Source organism: Weizmannia sp. FSL W8-1119 (genome assembly GCF_038008605.1).
GTDB classification, from domain to species: domain Bacteria; phylum Bacillota; class Bacilli; order Bacillales; family Bacillaceae_C; genus Weizmannia; species Weizmannia coagulans.
This window is the reverse complement of sequence record NZ_JBBOZL010000001.1, coordinates 1,671,218-1,688,456: the sequence shown is the minus strand read 5'-3', so window position 1 is coordinate 1,688,456 and position 17,239 is coordinate 1,671,218. Positions and strand designations below refer to the sequence as shown.

Annotated in this window: 18 protein-coding genes; all 18 read left to right on the top strand. The window is 49.2% G+C overall.

All coding sequences use genetic code 11. From position 1 onward, the window contains the following. Positions 1-3: 3 nt before the first annotated feature. The 18 genes from spoIIIAE to spo0A all read left to right on the top strand — a co-directional run bounded on the left by spoIIIAE (position 4) and on the right by spo0A (position 17,231). Complete coding sequence (gene spoIIIAE / locus NSQ19_RS08245) at positions 4-1,200, top strand: stage III sporulation protein AE (RefSeq protein ID WP_340702701.1); 1,197 nt, start codon at positions 4-6, stop codon at positions 1,198-1,200. 13 nt (positions 1,201-1,213) lie between these two features. Then, positions 1,214-1,855: a stage III sporulation protein AF gene (spoIIIAF, locus tag NSQ19_RS08240; protein WP_340702700.1), complete on the top strand. Its 642-nt coding sequence runs from the start codon at positions 1,214-1,216 to the stop codon at positions 1,853-1,855. Then, on the top strand, positions 1,845-2,498 hold the full coding sequence (gene spoIIIAG, locus NSQ19_RS08235; protein WP_013859614.1) for a stage III sporulation protein AG: 654 nt from the start codon (positions 1,845-1,847) through the stop codon (positions 2,496-2,498). The genes spoIIIAF and spoIIIAG overlap by 11 nt, the downstream gene beginning before the upstream one ends. Before the next feature lie 12 nt (positions 2,499-2,510). Next, on the top strand, positions 2,511-3,053 hold the full coding sequence (locus tag NSQ19_RS08230) for a SpoIIIAH-like family protein (RefSeq protein ID WP_340702699.1): 543 nt from the start codon (positions 2,511-2,513) through the stop codon (positions 3,051-3,053). 308 nt (positions 3,054-3,361) lie between these two features. Further along, entirely contained in the window at positions 3,362-3,844 is a 483-nt protein-coding gene (accB, locus tag NSQ19_RS08225; RefSeq protein ID WP_013859612.1) for an acetyl-CoA carboxylase biotin carboxyl carrier protein, read from the top strand. 13 nt (positions 3,845-3,857) lie between these two features. Next, the gene (gene accC, locus NSQ19_RS08220; protein WP_013859611.1) at positions 3,858-5,207 is read left to right on the top strand and encodes an acetyl-CoA carboxylase biotin carboxylase subunit; all 1,350 of its coding nucleotides are present in this window, start codon (positions 3,858-3,860) and stop codon (positions 5,205-5,207) included. Positions 5,208-5,232: 25 nt separating this feature from the next. Next, entirely contained in the window at positions 5,233-5,643 is a 411-nt protein-coding gene (locus NSQ19_RS08215; protein ID WP_237348190.1) for an Asp23/Gls24 family envelope stress response protein, read from the top strand. A 106-nt stretch (positions 5,644-5,749) separates the two neighbouring features. Then, positions 5,750-6,145 (top strand): transcription antitermination factor NusB, encoded by a 396-nt coding sequence (nusB, locus tag NSQ19_RS08210; protein WP_026104799.1) that lies wholly within the window; start codon positions 5,750-5,752, stop codon positions 6,143-6,145. A gap of 13 nt (positions 6,146-6,158) precedes the next feature. After that, the gene (gene folD, locus NSQ19_RS08205; RefSeq protein ID WP_340702698.1) at positions 6,159-7,010 is read left to right on the top strand and encodes a bifunctional methylenetetrahydrofolate dehydrogenase/methenyltetrahydrofolate cyclohydrolase FolD; all 852 of its coding nucleotides are present in this window, start codon (positions 6,159-6,161) and stop codon (positions 7,008-7,010) included. 164 nt (positions 7,011-7,174) lie between these two features. Next, complete coding sequence (gene xseA / locus NSQ19_RS08200; RefSeq protein WP_013859606.1) at positions 7,175-8,515, top strand: exodeoxyribonuclease VII large subunit; 1,341 nt, start codon at positions 7,175-7,177, stop codon at positions 8,513-8,515. Further along, a complete protein-coding gene (locus NSQ19_RS08195) occupies positions 8,508-8,735 on the top strand; it encodes an exodeoxyribonuclease VII small subunit (RefSeq protein ID WP_340702697.1) in 228 nt (75 codons plus the stop codon). Before xseA ends, NSQ19_RS08195 begins: the two co-directional genes overlap by 8 nt. 2 nt (positions 8,736-8,737) lie before the next feature. Next, positions 8,738-9,607: a polyprenyl synthetase family protein gene (locus tag NSQ19_RS08190; RefSeq protein WP_019720614.1), complete on the top strand. Its 870-nt coding sequence runs from the start codon at positions 8,738-8,740 to the stop codon at positions 9,605-9,607. A 148-nt stretch (positions 9,608-9,755) separates the two neighbouring features. After that, the gene (gene dxs, locus NSQ19_RS08185) at positions 9,756-11,657 is read left to right on the top strand and encodes a 1-deoxy-D-xylulose-5-phosphate synthase (protein ID WP_061566878.1); all 1,902 of its coding nucleotides are present in this window, start codon (positions 9,756-9,758) and stop codon (positions 11,655-11,657) included. Next, complete coding sequence (locus tag NSQ19_RS08180; RefSeq protein ID WP_013859602.1) at positions 11,658-12,482, top strand: TlyA family RNA methyltransferase; 825 nt, start codon at positions 11,658-11,660, stop codon at positions 12,480-12,482. A gap of 163 nt (positions 12,483-12,645) precedes the next feature. Next, positions 12,646-13,095, top strand: a complete 450-nt coding sequence (ahrC, locus tag NSQ19_RS08175) for a transcriptional regulator AhrC/ArgR (RefSeq protein ID WP_013859601.1) — start codon at positions 12,646-12,648, stop codon at positions 13,093-13,095. Between the two features lie 17 nt (positions 13,096-13,112). Further along, the gene (gene recN / locus NSQ19_RS08170) at positions 13,113-14,816 is read left to right on the top strand and encodes a DNA repair protein RecN (RefSeq protein WP_340702696.1); all 1,704 of its coding nucleotides are present in this window, start codon (positions 13,113-13,115) and stop codon (positions 14,814-14,816) included. Positions 14,817-14,995: 179 nt separating this feature from the next. Next, positions 14,996-16,279 carry a SpoIVB peptidase gene (spoIVB, locus tag NSQ19_RS08165; RefSeq protein ID WP_019720618.1) on the top strand — a complete coding sequence of 428 codons (1,284 nt, stop codon included), beginning with the start codon at positions 14,996-14,998 and terminating at the stop codon, positions 16,277-16,279. Positions 16,280-16,445: 166 nt separating this feature from the next. Continuing rightward, complete coding sequence (gene spo0A / locus NSQ19_RS08160; protein ID WP_017553057.1) at positions 16,446-17,231, top strand: sporulation transcription factor Spo0A; 786 nt, start codon at positions 16,446-16,448, stop codon at positions 17,229-17,231. The last annotated feature ends 8 nt before the right edge of the window (positions 17,232-17,239 follow it).

The window sequence follows — 17,239 nt, the reverse complement described above, 5'->3', positions numbered from 1 at the left end:
GATATGGGGCACAAAAAAATATGCATCGCACTTTTCATTCTGTTTGCCTTCTGTTTCTTCGCACAGTCGGCATCCGCCGCTTCGGAAAATACGGACAAACAGGAGAATATTCCGGAAAAAATGGTCGATGGACAATTGAATCAATTGGACTTATCAGAACTGAAAAACTACTGGGACGACATTGTCAGCAAATACGGCGGATACTTGCCGGAAAGCCAGAAAGGGAGCCTTATGGATTTTATGAAAGGTGAGAAGCATTTTTCCTTGCAAGCCTGGCTGAAAGGGCTGCTTTCGTATATTTTCCAGGAGCTGCTGATCAACGCAAAACTATTAGGCTCCCTTATCATCCTTACGATTTTAAGCATCCTGCTGGAAAACCTGCATCATTCATTCCAGCAAGGGACGATCAGCAAAATTGCGTACGCGGTTGTTTTCATGGTGCTCGTCATTATTGCCCTGAACAGTTTTCATGTCGCCCTTCAATACGCGCTTGAGGCGATCCGGACAATGAAAGGTTTTATCCTGGCGCTGATGCCGCTCTTGCTGGCTGTGCTTTCCACATCAGGCGGCGCCGGCTCGGCAGCCTTTTTTCACCCGGCCATTATTTTTCTCTCCAGTACAAGCGGCATGCTGGTCGAGATCATCGTGCTGCCGCTTCTGCTGCTTTCAACACTTTTAGGCGTCGTCAGCACCCTCTCGGAACAGCATAAAGCAACACAGCTGGCCGGTCTGTTGCGCAATATCGGGATCGGCATACTCGGCGCTTTTATGGCTGTGTTTTTAGGCGCCTTGTCCGTTCAGGGGACGGCAACGGCGGTGATGGACGGGCTTGCGGTCCGTACCGCAAAATTTGTGACCGGCAATTTTGTTCCGGTTGTCGGGCGGATGCTGACGGATGCCGCCGATACGGTGATCAGCGCTTCCGTCCTTTTGAAAAATACGCTCGGCATTGCCGGGGTTGCCATTGTGCTGCTCATTGCGGCGTTTCCAGCCATCAAAATTTTCGCCATGTCGTTCATGTTCAAGCTTGCTTCCGCCCTTTTGCAGCCGCTCGGCGGGGGGCCGGTCATCAGCTGCCTTGATATCATCAGCAAAAACATGCTGTACGTATTTGCCGCCCTCGCGATTGTGACCATCATGTTTTTTCTCAGCATTACGATCATCGTTACGGCGGGCAATCTTACGATGATGATGCGTTAAGGGGGGAGACCTTGTGGACGTTTTGACAAAATGGGTGCTGAACATCATCATTTTTATCCTTTTGGCGGCCATAACGGACATGCTTCTGCCCGACTCCGGGATGCGGAAATATACAAAGCTTGTGACCGGGCTTTTGCTCATTGCCATTATTGTCACACCGATATTCCGGCTTTTTTCCGCCGATCCTGCCATTTGGATGGAAAAATTGGGGAATTCCAGAATTTCAAGCCCGTCTGCGGAAGAAAATGCGCTTGAAACGAAGAAAAAAGAAATAAATGCCATACAGCAGGAATATACATTACAACAAATGGCTGTCCAACTGAAGCAAGATGCGGAAGGGGAGGTAGAGGAAGCGTTTGGAAAATCAATTTCAAAAATCACGGTCGAGTGGAAAGACGGGGCCAAAAGCGGGGATCTTACCGCTTTAAAAGCTTCGGATGTAAAAAAAGTCCGTGTCTATCTGAAAGCGCAAAACGAAAAAGAAGCTGTTGCTGCCGTTAAACCGGTTGAAATCGGGGCGGATAAACAAACAGAAAAACAAAGCACACGCGAGCAGCAATCGATCATTGCCATGTTGTCGAACCGCTGGAAAATCAATAAAGAAAAAATTGATCTCCGTTTCGAAGGGGGGCTTGAAAACGAAAATGGATCGTAACCAGGGACCGTTCAAAAAACTGAAAGAAAAATGGCTGCCATCTGGCCCGCCTGATAAAAAGAAAAAGCTTGTGCTGTTAACCGTACTACTGATTTCCGGTCTCGGGATGATGTTTATCAATGACCTTTTCGGACATTCAAGCGAAAAAAACGAAGCGCTGACTGCATCTTCACCCGTAAAAACGGCAGGCGGAAAAGGGACAGCCGCATTCGGTGCAGGCACTTCCAAAAAATCAAAATCGATCTCCACGTACGAAAACCAATATGAGAAAGAACTGAAAAGCATTCTGGAACAAATCAAGGGCGTCGGCTCCGTAAACGTACGGGTGAATGTGGCCGCATCAGAAAGCAAAGTGTATGAGAAAAACGCCACCATCCGGAATGAAACAACAACCGAAACAGATAAAAACGGCGGGGAACGGAAAATTGACAGCATTTCAAAGGATGATAAAGTCGTCATTGTCCAAAACGGGGACAAGGAAGTGCCCCTTGTAACGGAAACAAGGAAGCCAGAGATCACAGGGGTGTTAGTCGTTTGCAGCGGCGGCGGCGATGTCTCCATCCAAAAATCGGTAAAAGAAGCTGTTGCAAGCGCCCTTGACATCGCAAGTTACCGTGTTTCCGTCATGCCAAAAAAAGAATGAGGAGGAATGGGTATGCTTTTGAAAAAACAAACAGTCTGGCTGTTGACCATGTTAAGCCTTGTTGTGGTTTTGTCCGTGTACTATGTGACGGCGGAACCGAAAACAACGAATCAGGTTACCCGACAAGAGAAAGAAAAGGAATCGGCGGCAACAAAGGAAAAGGCTTCCGGTTCGCAAAAAATCAAACTGACAACAAAGTCTGCCAGTGATGAAGTGTTTGAGACGCTCCGCCTTGAGCGGCAGGATGAAATGAGCAAAAAGCGGGAAGAACTGACCAATAAACTTGCATCGACCGACCTGACGCCGGATGAAAAAAGCAAGGCGATGGATGAAATGAAAAAATTGACGGAGACGGCGAATAAAGAACAGGTTTTAGAAAGCCTGATCAAAGCAAAAGGATATGAAGATGCGCTCGTTCAGGCGGACGGCGATGAAGTGGTCGTAACCATCAAATCGAAAAAGCATGATAAAGCGGCTGCAAATGAGATTGTCAAGCTTGTGAACCAGGAGTTGGGCAATACGCCAAAACTGGCTGTGGAATTTCAGACAAATTAAGAAAAGCCAGAATAGGGGGCGGTTACAGCCCTTTTTTCTGTGCGGAATAACAAGGGGGCCCCGCTTTTTTGCCGGGCTTTTTTCTATATTTAAAAAATGATTGAAAAATAGATTTGCGCGTGATTTTAAATTTCCGTAAAACGCTTCATTCCTTTTGCTCCAAGCAGGGAAGGCATTTTTGCAACGTGCCGGAAATCCGTTTTTTATACAAATCATTGAATTTTTTCCTCCGGTTATCGTATGATATGGATAGTTATTCATAAATTGTTAACAATTTTGGAAGCTGAAAAAACGAAGGAGTGTCACATATGCTAAAAGTAGAGGAAATCCAGGCTTTGATCGAGCTTGTGGACCGTTCAAACCTCGATGAATTTGAATTTGAAAATGACGGGACCGTCATCAAAATGAAGAAAAACACCGGCGTTCAAGTCATTGAACGCCCGGTGCGCGAAATGGCCCAGGTTTCCGCACCCCCGCAAATGCCTGCTGAGCCCCGCCAGCTTGCAGAAAACCTGCAGCCTGAAGCCCCGGCGCAAGCAGCCGACGAAAATCTGCATAAAATCGTGTCGCCGATGGTCGGCACCTTTTACCAGGCGGGTTCCCCGGAAGATGAACCGTATGTGCAAATCGGCTCCAAAGTCAGCCCGAATACGGTTGTATGCATGATTGAAGCGATGAAGCTGTTTAACGAAATCGAAGCGGAAGTGGAAGGCGAAATTGCAGATATCCTCGTCAAAGACGGGCAGCTTGTTGAATTTGGTCAGCCGTTATTTTTGGTAAAGACAAAGTAAGGAGCGGACTTTCATGATTAAAAAAGTTTTGATTGCAAACCGGGGCGAAATTGCGGTCCGGATTATCCGTGCCTGCCGCGACCTCGGGATCGAAGCCGTTGCCGTTTATTCGGAAGCGGACAAAAATGCGCTGCATGTCCAGCTTGCCGATGAAGCGTACTGCATCGGCCCGAAAGCATCGAAAGACAGTTATTTAAATTTTGCCAACATCATCAGCGCAGCAACTTTGACAGGCTGTGACGCGATCCATCCCGGTTACGGATTCCTTGCCGAAAATGCCGATTTTGCCGAGCTTTGCCGCGAATGCAATATTGAGTTTATCGGGCCAAGCCCGGAAGCCATTGCGAAAATGGGCGCGAAAGATGTGGCACGCGAAACCATGAAAAAAGCGGGCGTGCCGATTGTCCCGGGTTCGGACGGGCTTGTAAAAGATGCAGAAGAAGCAAAAGTAGTCGCACAAAGAATCGGCTATCCGGTGATTATTAAGGCAACGGCCGGCGGCGGCGGCAAAGGGATCCGCGTGGCCTTGAATGAAGAAGAGCTTGTAAAAGGCATCCACATCACCCAGCAGGAAGCCGCGACTGCTTTCGGCAACCCGGGTGTTTACCTTGAAAAATATATTGAAGACTTCCGCCATGTTGAAATCCAGGTCATGGCTGACAAATTCGGCAATGTGATCCACCTGGGCGAACGGGATTGCACCATCCAGCGGCGGCTGCAAAAACTGCTTGAAGAATCCCCGTCCCCGGCGCTATCGAGCGAAATGCGCGAAGAAATGGGGCAGGCTGCCGTGAAAGCGGCAAAAGCTGTTGACTATACGGGGGCCGGCACAATCGAGTTTATTTTCGACCACCGCAACCAGAAGTTTTACTTTATGGAAATGAATACCCGCATCCAGGTGGAACACCCGGTTACAGAAATGGTCACCGGCGTGGATCTCGTCAAAGAACAGATCCTTGTGGCATCCGGTGAACCGTTATCCTTAAAGCAGGATGAGGTCACATGGAGCGGCTGGGCAATCGAATGCCGAATCAATGCCGAAAATCCTGAAAAGAATTTTATGCCGTCTGCGGGCAAAATTAATTTTTATCTGCCGCCGGGCGGGATCGGCATCCGCGTGGAATCGGCCGTATATCCGGGTTACAGCATTCCGCCGTATTATGATTCCATGATTGCCAAGCTCATTGCCTACGGGGCGACGCGCGATGAGGCAATTGCCCGCATGAGGCGCGCGCTCAGCGAATTTGCCGTGGAAGGCGTCCACACAACGATTCCGTTCCATCAGCGCCTCCTCGAGCATGAAGTTTTTGTCGAAGGGGATTTCAACACGAAATTCCTTGAAAAATATGATGTAATGAAATAACGTGTAAATAGAGGAGGTGTTGAAGATGGCAGAAGACAACCAAATGTTGGAGATGCATCATGATGAAGACGGCCTGGGAAAAGTGGAAATTGCCCCTGAGGTGATTGAAGTTATTGCGGGCATTGCTGCTTCCGAAGTCGAGGGGGTTGCCCAAATGCGCGGCAATTTCGCAAGCGGCGTTGTGGAGCGCCTTGGAAGGAAAAACCACGGAAAAGGCGTAAAAGTGGAACTGAATGATGACGGCATTAAAGTCGATGTCTATTGCACTATGAATTTTGGCGTTTCCATTCCGGCAGTTGCCCAGGAAGTCCAGGATAATATCCGCCAGGCTTTGCTCAATATGACAGCCCTGGACGCGTCTGAAGTGAATATTCATATTGTCGGCATTCAATTTGATACGCAAAAAGCGGAGCCTGAATTTCAGGCGGAAGAGTAAGAGAAAAAGGGTCCGGGCAAAGCGTCCTGGCCTTTTTTTGGTCCTGCCTTTCTGTTACAATAAAAGCATGCGAATTTGAGCTTTTTAAAGGAGTTACTGCCGAATGATGAAAAGAAGAACCGCCCGCGAAAAAGCGCTTCAGGCTTTATTCCAGATGGATATGAATGAAGCGAGCCCGGAGGATGCGATCCGGAATGCGCTGGACGGGCAGGAAAGTGATGATTATCTGGAGAAATTGGTAAACGGAACGGCAACACATCTCGCGAAAATCGACGCCATGGTCAGCCGGCATCTTGAAAATTGGACGCTTGACAGGCTTGCAAAAGTGGAACTCAATATTTTGCGCCTTGCCGCTTACGAACTGATGTATGCGGAAGATGTGCCCGCTAATGTGGCAATCAACGAAGCGCTCGAAATTGCCAAACGGTTTGCAGATGAAAAATCCGCCAAATTTATTAACGGCGTTTTGAATCAAATGAAAGACTCGATTGAATCTAAGTAACGGGGGATGGATAATGGAAGCGGAAATCATTGACGGAAAACAACTGGCCGAAGCACTCAGAAAAGAGATAAAGGCGGAAGCGGAGCAGCTAACGCAACAGGGGATTACCCCGGGGCTTGCCGTCATATTAGTCGGAAACGATCCGGCTTCACGTACATACGTCAAAAACAAAGAAAAAGCGTGCCGCGCGCTCGGGATGAAATCCGTTTTAATCGAGCTTCCCGGGGACGTGCCGGAACAGGCATTGCTCGGACATATTGCAACCTTAAATGAAGATCCTGACATTCATGGGATTCTCGTCCAGCTTCCTTTGCCGCCCCATATCAATGCGCAAAAGATCGTGGAAGCGATCAGCCCAGAGAAAGATGTGGACGGTTTCCATCCAGTAAATATCGGAAGGATGATGACGGGCCAGGACGCTTTTTTGCCTTGCACCCCCCACGGGATTTTAAAGATGGTGAAGTCAAAGGGCATCCGGATCGAAGGAAAGCATGTTGTCGTGATCGGCCGCAGCAATATTGTCGGCAAACCATGCGGCCAGCTGTTCCTCAATGAAAATGCGACCGTCACATACTGCCATTCCAAAACGGCGGATTTAAAATCTTTCACCCGCCAGGCGGATATTTTGGTCAGCGCTGTCGGCAAAGCGAAATTCATCAAAGCGGATTTTGTCAAAGCGGGTGCTGCTGTCATTGATGTCGGGATGAACCGTGACGAGTCCGGGAAGCTGTGCGGGGATGTGGACTTTAATGAAGTAAAGAAAAAAGCTTCCTATATTACTCCTGTCCCGGGCGGCGTAGGGCCAATGACGATTACCATGCTGCTTTCCAATACAGTAAAAGCCGCAAAACGCTTGCGCCGTTAAACAGGCTGCCCTGCCGCCACGGCATTTTTTCCCGGAAAGCCGCTCTTCGTCCGGAAGTGTGCCGGGGGAGCATTTGTGCGGGAAGCAGGCCGCATTAAAAGAAAGCTGACTTCCGGCGGGAAGGCAGCTTTCTTCATGCATGAGAAAGGTGGTGGAAAAAGGCTTTGCAATATTTATCCGTACACACGCTGACAAAATATATCAAACGGAAATTTGACGCGGACCCTTATTTAAACGATATCCATGTAAAAGGGGAAATTTCCAATTTCAAACGGCATTCAAGCGGCCATATGTATTTTACGTTAAAAGATGAAAAAGCGAGGCTGCTTTCGGTCATGTTTGCTTCTGCAAACCGGACATTGAAATTTATGCCGGAAAACGGCATGAAAGTGCTTGCCACAGGGTCCGTATCTGTTTATGAAGCAGGCGGCAGTTACCAGCTGTATGTGAAAAGCATGCAGCCTGATGGAATCGGCGCACTTTATCTTGCTTTTGAACAGCTCAAAGAAAAACTGGAGAAAGAGGGCCTGTTTCAAAACCGCCGACCCATCCCGGCTTACCCAAAAGTCATCGGGGTGATCACATCGCCGACAGGGGCTGCTGTCCGCGATATCATCACCACCATCAGGCGGAGATATCCGGTCGCTGAAATCATTTTACATCCGGCCCTTGTCCAGGGGGAAAATGCAGCCCCTTCGATTGTAAAGGCAATTGAACAGGCAAACCGGATCGGCAGAGCGGATGTGCTGATTGTCGGAAGGGGCGGCGGCTCCATCGAAGAACTGTGGGCTTTTAATGAAGAAATAACGGCCCGGGCGATCTTTGCGTCAAATATCCCGGTGATTTCTGCTGTCGGGCATGAGACGGATTTTACGATCGCCGATTTTGTGGCAGACTTGCGGGCGCCGACGCCGACTGCTGCAGCTGAACTTGCCGTTCCCCATATTGATGACGTGCGGGAAAAAATATTATATTTGCAGACGCGCCTAATACGGAACATGCGGGAGAAAGTGCGCCATGAAAAAAGCCGGCTTGTTTACCTCGAACGGTCGCCCGTTTTTACAAATCCTTACCGGCTCATCCGCCAGCAAATGGAGCAGGCCGACCGCCTTACAGACCGCCTGCACAGAGAAGCGGGGCGCTTAATCGGTACAGCGGAGGAACAAACCCGCAATCTGCACGGCCGGCTTTTGCGCAACCGGCCTGAACAGAAACTGCTGCAGGCGCGGCGGAATTTCACAAGCCTAGAAGCAAACCTTGTGAAGCAAATGCAAGCGGTTTTGCGGGAGAAACAGCATCGCTTTGCCAAAAATATTTCCGCCCTTGAAGCGCTGAGCCCGTTGAAAGTAATGGAAAGGGGCTACAGCCTGGCCATGGCGGAAGACGGAACGATTCTGAAAAAAACAAGCCAGGCCAAAACGGGTGACACGATCCGGGTCCGGCTGACGGACGGCGGCCTTTTGTGCACGGTGGATGAAATTGAAAGGGGGAAAGAAAATGGCTGATTCATTAACTTTTGAAGAAGCAATGGTGCAACTGGAAGACATTGTCCGGAAACTGGAAGAAGGGGATGTGCCCCTCGAAGAAGCCATTTCCATTTACAAACAGGGAATGGAGCTATCCAAATTACTCCATGGAAAATTGAAAAATGTAGAGGAACAGCTGGCAAAAATTATGTCTGAAGTCGGCGAAGAGCAGGATTTTGAGATCCGGGAGGAGGAATAACCGTGCAGAAGCCTGCGTATGATGTGAAAAAAATTGAAAAACACCTGGCACAATATATCGCGGATCTCCATGCGCCGGCTGTATTAAAAGACGCGATGCATTATTCCCTCCAGGCCGGGGGAAAAAGGATCCGCCCCCTTCTTTTGCTGTCAACCGTATCCGCACTCGGCAAACCGGTTGGGCGGGGCATGCAGACCGCGTGTGCAGTCGAGATGCTCCACACTTATTCCCTGATCCATGATGACCTCCCGGCAATGGACGATGATGATTTGCGGAGAGGAAAGCCGACCAACCATAAAGTATTTGGCGAAGCGGTGGCGATTCTTGCCGGCGACGGCCTTTTGACGTACAGTTTCGGGCTGATTGCCGAAGATCCGGGTTTGGATGACGCTTTGAAGGTAAAACTGATTGCGCTCCTTGCAAAATCTGCGGGCCCGGAAGGCATGGTCGCCGGGCAGGTGGCGGATATGGAAGGCGAAAATAAAACACTGACCCTCGGGGAACTGCAATATATCCATGCCCACAAAACCGGCAAACTGCTTCGTTTCAGCGTGCTTGCCGGCGCGTTGATTGGCGGCGCGTCAACAGAGCAGCTGGAAAAATTCGGGCAATTTGCCGATCATCTCGGCCTCGCTTTTCAAATCCGGGATGACATATTGGATATCGAGGGGGAACAGGAAAAAATCGGCAAGCGGGTCGGCAGCGACGAATCCCGCCATAAAAGTACATATCCGGCTCTTTTAACACTTGAGGGCGCCAAACAAGAACTCAGGCGCCATACCCGCCTTGCAAAGCAGTGCCTCGCAGAAACCGGCGCCGAAACTGGCGCCCTAATGGAACTGACGGGGATGATCGAAACGCGGGACCATTAACGGTCGTTCATTTGGCGCAAAACGAACGGCCGGAACGGCAAAACCGGCGGCGTTTGTTTAAATGAGGTATTTCTTGTCTAAACGCGTTGATTGTTTATAATAGATGTAAGTGATGCCGTACATTGATGAGGAAAGCGAGTGATCCGCATTGGATCTTGAATCGATCAAGGACCCGTCCTTTTTGAAACAAATGGACATCCCCGCATTGAAACAACTGAGCGCGGAAATCCGCCGTTTTTTGATTGAAACACTGTCTGAGACCGGCGGGCATATCGGGCCGAATCTTGGTGTCGTGGAATTGACGCTTGCCCTGCATAAATGCTTTGACAGCCCAAATGATAAAATCCTCTGGGACGTGGGGCACCAGTCGTATGTGCATAAAATTTTAACCGGCCGGGCCGGAGAGTTCGGTTCATTGCGCCAATACCACGGGCTTTCAGGGTTTCCGAAACGGGACGAAAGCATTCATGATGTCTGGGAAACCGGGCACAGTTCCACTTCCTTGTCCGCCGCGATGGGCATGGCGGTCGCCCGCGATTTAAAAGGAGAAAAATCGTATATTGTCCCGGTGATCGGAGACGGCGCGCTGACTGGCGGCATGGCATTTGAAGCGCTCAACCATATCGGCCATGAAAAACGGGATATCATCGTTGTGCTGAATGACAATGAAATGTCGATTGCCCCGAACGTCGGCGCGCTTCACCAGGTGCTCGGCAAACTGCGGACGGCAAATAAATACCGGCGCGCAAAAGATGAACTGGAGTTCCTGCTGAAAAAAATTCCGGCTGTCGGCGGAAAGCTTGCGGCCACTGCGGAACGGCTGAAAGACTCATTGAAGTATTTGCTTGTCTCCGGTATTTTTTTTGAAGAACTCGGTTTCACTTATTTAGGCCCCGTTGACGGCCATCATTTTGAGGCATTGCTCGAAAATATCCAGTATGCGAAAAAGACGAAAGGCCCGGTTCTTTTGCATGTCATTACCAAAAAAGGAAAAGGGTATGAACCGGCCGAGAACGATACGAAAGGCGCCTGGCACGGCACCGGGCAGTATAAAATTGAAACCGGCGATTTTATCAAACCGGCGGATGCCCCTCCTGCCTGGAGCAAACTCGTCAGTGATACCGTCCTTAGCCTTGCAAAGGAAGATGCGCGCATTGTTGCGGTTACGCCTGCGATGACAGTCGGCTCGAAGCTGGAACGGTTCCAGCAGGAGCTCCCCGAGCGGGTATATGATGTCGGGATTGCCGAGCAGCATGCCGCCACTTTTGCTGCGGGGCTTGCAACCCAGGGCATGAAGCCGTTTCTGGCAATTTATTCGACATTCCTGCAGCGGGCGTATGACCAGGTTGTGCACGACATTTGCCGGCAAAACTTAAATGTTTTCATCGGGATCGACAGGGCGGGCCTTGTCGGTGCGGATGGCGAAACCCACCAGGGCGTGTTTGACATTGCTTTTTTGCGCAGCCTGCCCAATATGGTGTTAATGATGCCAAAAGACGAAAATGAAGGCCGGCATATGGTCTATACGGCTTTAAAATACGACAGCGGGCCGATCGCCATGCGGTTTCCACGCGGCAACGGCCTTGGCGTGGCGCTTGATGAAGAACTGAAGGAAATCCCGCTCGGCACCTGGGAAGTCCTGAAAGAAGGAAATGACGTGTGCATTCTCACATTCGGGACGACGATCCCGATGGCCATGGAAGCAGCGAAATTTTTGCAAAAGCAAGGGGTATCGGTTAAAGTGGTCAATGCGCGCTTTATCAAACCGCTTGATGAAGCGATGCTCGAATCTGTTTTCAACACCGGGATGCCGGTATTGACCGTAGAAGAGGCCGTGCTTGCCGGCGGATTTGGCAGCGCAGTGCTGGAATTTGCGGGTGACCGCGGCTTCTCTGACCGGATCATTCGCCGCATTGGCATTCCCGACCGCTTTGTCGAGCACGGCAGCGTAAAAGAATTGTGGCAGGAAATTGGGCTGACAAAGGACCGGCTGATTCGGGAAGTCCGGCAGATATTGCCTCAAAAACAGCAAAGAAAGGCTTCATTTTAAATGAAAAAAGAACGGGTGGACGTTCTCCTCGTAGAACGCGGATTAATGGAAACAAGAGAAAAAGCAAAAAGGGCGGTAATGGCGGGGCTTGTCTTTTCAAATGAGACCCGCCTTGATAAACCGGGTGAAAAAATTGCTGCAGATGCGCCGCTCATCATAAAAGGGAAGCCCCTTCCGTACGTTTCACGGGGCGGACTGAAACTGGAAAAAGCGTTGGAAGTGTTCGGCCTTGATGTAAAAGGCAAAATTGTCCTCGATATCGGCGCTTCGACCGGGGGGTTTACCGACTGTGCCCTCCAGCACGGCGCCAAAATGTCTTATGCCCTTGATGTCGGTTATAACCAGCTCGCATGGAAGCTGCGCCAGGACGGGCGGGTCGTTGTTATGGAAAGGACAAATTTCCGCTATGTTACCCCACAGGATTTCACAAAGGGCATTCCGGAATTTGCCTCAATTGACGTGTCCTTTATTTCCCTGTCCCTGATCCTCCCGGTATTAAAAACGCTCCTTGCGCCTGGAAGCGATGTTGTCGCCCTGATTAAGCCACAGTTTGAAGCGGGGCGCGGTCAGGTGGGCAAGAAGGGGATTGTAAAAGATAAAAAGGTCCATCGCGAAGTGATTGAAAAAATCATCCAGCTTGCCTTACGGGAAAACTTTTCGGTGGAAAACCTCTCCTTCTCGCCGATTACAGGCGGGGAAGGAAATATTGAATTTTTAATCCACCTCGTCCAGCCCGCCGGCCAAACAGAAGGCGGCGCCAACCGGTTGCGCGTAACCGTAAAAGATGTGGTGGAAGAAGCCCATGCCGCACTCAGGAAGGGATAATTTGGCAGCCTATTGGATAACCGGTAGGCTGTTTTATAATAAAGGCGTTTCGCACCCGGAAAAAAGCCCGTTTACGGATAAAAGCTGCTTGTACATTTGCCTGTAAATGCGCTAACATACAAGTAGATGCATATTTACAAAAGAGCATCCTTGAGGTGAGGATATGAATAAAGGACAGCGCTTGATCAAAATCAGGGAAGTGATTACCAATTATGATATCGAAACACAGGACGAGCTTGTCGAGCATTTGCGGAATGCCGGCTTTAATGTGACACAGGCCACCATTTCAAGGGATATAAAAGAACTTCATCTTGTCAAAGTGCCGCTCAATAACGGCAGGTACAAATACAGCCTGCCTGCCGACCAGCGCTTTAACCCGATGCAGAAACTGAAACGGGCGATGACGGATGCGTTCGTTAGCATTGATACAGCCGGGCACCTGATCGTGTTGAAAACGTTGCCCGGCAACGCGCATGCAATCGGCGCTTTGATTGATATTCTGGATTGGGAAGAAATTATCGGCACCTTGTGCGGGGATGATACATGTTTGATCATTTGCAAAAATCACGATGAGACCGAAACGGTTTCGCAACGTTTTTTGGAGTTGCTGTAGAAAGTGGTGATGTTTGATTGCTGCAGGAATTATCGATTAAAAATTTTGCCATTATTGATGCGCTAACCCTCTCATTTGAAGCCGGGCTGACTGTCCTGACAGGGGAGACCGGTGCCGGCAAATCGATTATTATCGATGCGATCCAGCTTTTAACAGGCGGGAGAGGGTCATCGGAGTTTGTCCGGCACGGGGAAAACCGTGCTGAGATTGAGGGTTTATTTCTGGTCGAAGACGGCCATCCGTGTATGGAGCGCGCCCGCGAATTCGGCATTGAGATTGAGGAAGGCATGGTGATTTTGCAGCGCGATATATCGAAAACAGGGAAAAGCGTCTGCCGCATCAACGGAAAACTTGTGACGATTTCGGTGCTGCGCGAAATCGGGTCGACTTTAATTGATATCCACAGCCAGCACGAAACGCAGGAACTGCTGAACGAAACGTACCATCTGCCGCTGCTTGACCAGTACGGGCAAAGCGAGATCGAAACGGCCCTCCTTGATTACGAAAAATTATATAAAAAATACGAAGCCGTTTACGGGCGGTTAAAAAGAATGAATGAAAACGACCAGCAGCTTGCCCAGCGCCTTGACCTCATCCAGTTCCAGCATGAGGAAATCCAAAACGCAGGGCTGAGGCTGCATGAAGACGAGGAATTAGCGGAAGAAAAACGAAAACTCGTCAATTTTGAACGGCTGTTTGAATCATTGAACACGGGGTATGAAGCGCTTGCCGGGGAACAGCACGGCCTCGACTGGCTCAGCCTTGCCATGAGCCATCTTGAAACCGCGGCCGAAGTGGATGGCGGGCTCTCTGACATTTTGGAATCCGTCCAAAGTTGTTTTTATACGCTCGAAGACATGTCCCGCTCGATCCGTTCCCGGCTTGACGGGCTTGAATTTGACCCGGAACGGCTTAACGTGATTGAAGCGCGGCTGAATGAGATTAACCAGTTAAAACGAAAATACGGCAGCACGATCGAAGAAATTCTGGAATACGGGTCCAAAATTGAAGAAGAAATTGAATCGATCGTAAACCGCGACCATCATGTAGAGCTTTTGCAAGAAGAACTGCAGACGGTAAAACGCGATCTTTATTTGGAAGCCAAGCAGCTCAGCGATTTGCGCAAAAAATGGGCAGGAAAGCTGACTGAAAATATCCATTCCGAATTAAAGCAGCTGTATATGGATAAAACAAAGTTTGAAGTCCGTTTTCTTGCCGCTGCTGATGATTATTATGAGGCGGATGACATTCCGTTTAGGCGCGACGGGCTCGATCAGGTTGAATTTTACATTTCCACCAACCCGGGCGAACCGCTAAAACCGCTCGCAAAAACTGCTTCAGGCGGGGAATTGTCGCGGATTATGCTGGCATTAAAAACGATTTTTTCCCGGCACCAGGGGATCACTTCCGTCATTTTCGACGAAGTGGATACCGGCGTAAGCGGCCGCGTAGCACAGGCGATTGCGGAAAAAATTTACCATATCTCGGTCCATTCGCAAGTCCTTTGCATTACCCATCTGCCGCAGGTTGCCGCCATGGCGGACACGCATCTGCTGATCATGAAAGAAACCGAAAAGGGGAGAACGCGGACAAAAGTGAAGCCTTTAGGGCAGGAAGAAAAAATTAAAGAAATCGGCCGCATGATTTCAGGTGTTGAAATGACAGAGCTGACAAGACAGCATGCGAAAGAGCTCCTCGAACTGGCCGAAGCGATAAAATAAGGGTCCGGTCCGCCTATTTGGAAAAATGGTGGAGCCGGACCCTTTCTATCCAGATTGGGCAGCATTTTTCCCGCAGGCACTGTTATATTTAAAACGCTTCAAGGCTAAATTAAAATCATAGCCAAAACAAACAAAGGCTAAACAAACAGGGTGAACCGGAAGCGAGGAGAGTGGAATGTTTGAACTTTGAAAAAATAAGGAAGCTGACAGGCGGATTTCTCCTTGTTTCACTTTTATTATGCGTTTTTTCGCAGCCTTTTCAACAATATCTTCACTTTCCGAAGCAAGTTCGCTTACTGGAAGGCCAGCAAACCGAGCTTTCTAAATCCGCTGCTGCCGCCGTAATGGCAAGCGGAAACAGTGCGGAAATCCATGCGCATCAACATACGGTTTCCATAAAAGGGAAGTCAGCCGGGAAGGAAGAAATGTTTCTTGAACTGGCAGGCATCCCGATCAAAAAAACGAAAGTAGAAGTGCATCCAAATATTAAGATGATTCCCGGTGGCCAGTCGATTGGCGTAAAGCTGAATACGCTCGGCGTCCTTATCGTCGGCCATCACCTTGTGCAGACGGACAAAGGGAAGTTTTCTCCCGGTGAACAGGCCGGAATCGAAGTTGGGGACATGATCCTTGAATTGAACGGGAAAAAAATCGAAAATATGTCCGATATTGCACCGATTGTCCAGCAGGCAGGGGAAACAGGAAAACCGCTCGAGACTGTCATTAAAAGGGATGGACAAACCATCCGGAAAACGATAAAGCCGTTAAAAGATAAAAACGGGCAGTCGTATAAACTCGGGCTTTATATACGGGATTCGGCTGCGGGAATCGGCACGATGACGTTTATCGATCCGAAAACGAAAAAATATGGCGCCCTCGGACATGTCATATCGGACATGGATACAAAAAAACCGATCGTCGTCGAAAAAGGCAGGATTGTCAATTCAGTCGTAACGTCGATTGAAAAAGGCAAAAACGGAAGCCCGGGAGAAAAATTGGCGCGTTTTACCGAAGAAGGTCAAATCGGCAATATAACGAAAAACAGCCCGTTCGGCATTTTTGGACAGCTGGATCCGGACGCAAAAGACAGCACATACGCAAAACCGATGCCGATCGCACTGTCAGACCAGGTAAAGACAGGTCCGGCAAAAATTTTAACGGTTGTGGACGGGAAAAAAGTGGAAGCCTATTCGATTAAAATTGTCAGCTCCATTCCGCAAAAATTTCCGGCAACAAAAGGGATGGTCATCAAAATTACCGACCCGGAATTGCTGAAAAAAACGGGTGGCATTGTCCAGGGAATGAGCGGGAGCCCGATCATCCAGAACGGGCGGCTTGTCGGTGCAGTAACGCATGTGTTTGTCAACGACCCGACATCCGGATACGGCGTCCATATCGAATGGATGCTCCATGAGGCAGGCATTTACGGAGGGGGCAGGTCCCCTTCCGCTTTTAAAGAATAATGCACTTATCTATCATTATAATGCGTGAGGACGTTTTGTCCGGGCGATTTACGGCATCCCGGTTTTCAACAAAAAATAATAAATAAAAAAGCAGGAAATTTTCCGCCATTGTCGAAACTTATTCTTGTACAGAGATATGGCTATTTTTTTGAGGAGGACAGTGGCAGTGAAAAAAATCAGAGTGTTTATTGTAGACGACAACCGTGAACTTGTTCGATTGTTAGAAGATTATATATCCCAGCAGGAAGACATGGAAATTTGCGGAACGGCCTACAGCGGGACGGAATGCCTTGAACGGTTAAAAGAGGCGGACCCCGATATTTTGCTTTTGGATATTATTATGCCACATCTGGACGGGCTCGGCGTGCTCGAGAAACTGAAAGAATCGGCTTATTCCCGGATGCCGAACGTCATCATGCTGACGGCTTTCGGCCAGGAAGATGTGACGAAAAAAGCGGTGGAACTGGGCGCATCCTATTTTGTGCTGAAACCGTTTGATATGGACATGCTTGTTTCGCAAATCCGGCAGACAAGCAAAAAAGGCTCCGTGCTGAAATCATCGCCCGGCTTAGCAGCTTCCAAAGCGGAATCAAAGCCTGTCAATCTCGATGCAAGCATTACGAGCATTATCCATGAAATCGGCGTGCCGGCCCATATTAAAGGCTATATGTATTTACGCGAAGCGATTGCAATGGTGTACAATGATATTGAATTGCTCGGCTCGATTACAAAAGTGTTATACCCCGAAATTGCAAAGAAATACAATACCACTGCCAGCCGTGTTGAGCGCGCCATCCGCCATGCGATAGAAGTGGCATGGAGCAGGGGAAATATCGAATCCATTTCCTCCTTATTCGGTTATACGGTTTCCATGACCAAAGCAAAGCCGACAAACTCCGAGTTCATTGCCATGGTCGCTGATAAACTCCGCCTCGAACACAAAGCTTCCTGAAAGGAAAG

Coding starts and splice junctions, on each gene's coding strand:
- NSQ19_RS08230 (WP_340702699.1), top strand. CDS start 2,511: ATGCTTTTGAAAAAACAAACAGTCTGGCTGTTGACCATGTTAAGCCTT.
- NSQ19_RS08215 (WP_237348190.1), top strand. CDS start 5,233: ATGGCAGAAGACAACCAAATGTTGGAGATGCATCATGATGAAGACGGC.
- spoIIIAE (WP_340702701.1), top strand. CDS start 4: ATGGGGCACAAAAAAATATGCATCGCACTTTTCATTCTGTTTGCCTTC.
- nusB (WP_026104799.1), top strand. CDS start 5,750: ATGAAAAGAAGAACCGCCCGCGAAAAAGCGCTTCAGGCTTTATTCCAG.
- spoIIIAG (WP_013859614.1), top strand. CDS start 1,845: ATGGATCGTAACCAGGGACCGTTCAAAAAACTGAAAGAAAAATGGCTG.
- NSQ19_RS08195 (WP_340702697.1), top strand. CDS start 8,508: ATGGCTGATTCATTAACTTTTGAAGAAGCAATGGTGCAACTGGAAGAC.
- ahrC (WP_013859601.1), top strand. CDS start 12,646: ATGAATAAAGGACAGCGCTTGATCAAAATCAGGGAAGTGATTACCAAT.
- accB (WP_013859612.1), top strand. CDS start 3,362: ATGCTAAAAGTAGAGGAAATCCAGGCTTTGATCGAGCTTGTGGACCGT.
- NSQ19_RS08180 (WP_013859602.1), top strand. CDS start 11,658: ATGAAAAAAGAACGGGTGGACGTTCTCCTCGTAGAACGCGGATTAATG.
- folD (WP_340702698.1), top strand. CDS start 6,159: ATGGAAGCGGAAATCATTGACGGAAAACAACTGGCCGAAGCACTCAGA.
- accC (WP_013859611.1), top strand. CDS start 3,858: ATGATTAAAAAAGTTTTGATTGCAAACCGGGGCGAAATTGCGGTCCGG.